This window comes from Bacillus sp. SIMBA_005 (genome assembly GCF_046535585.1).
GTDB lineage: Bacteria > Bacillota > Bacilli > Bacillales > Bacillaceae > Bacillus > Bacillus pumilus.
The window spans coordinates 1-248 of sequence record NZ_JAWRWI010000918.1 but is presented as its reverse complement, the minus strand read 5'-3'; the positions used below and the strand labels follow the sequence as shown (position 1 = coordinate 248).

Below are 248 nucleotides of genomic sequence, written 5' to 3'. Positions count from 1 at the left end.
GGCTACTCATAGTCACTTAAGTTCTCAATATGCAGATAAAGAATATAGGATGAGTCCGGAGGGGATTTTTTTGAACGTTCAAACGGTGGGCGATATGTAGCCATTACTCGGTGAATTTTGGTATTTTGAGTTCGGTATTGTACCGGACTCAATTTTAATTTTGCCTTAATTCGTTTCGTGGTGTAATACGTTATATAGTTTTCAAGTTCCAATTTAAAATGCTCAACACTTTCGAACTCCTTTAAATA

The 248-nt window shown here is 35.9% G+C and carries 1 pseudogene; it reads right to left on the bottom strand.

The features are described from left to right. Window positions 1–128: 128 nt before the first annotated feature. Window positions 129–248, bottom strand: a pseudogene (locus tag SB660_RS22750) (IS3 family transposase); the annotation flags it as partial.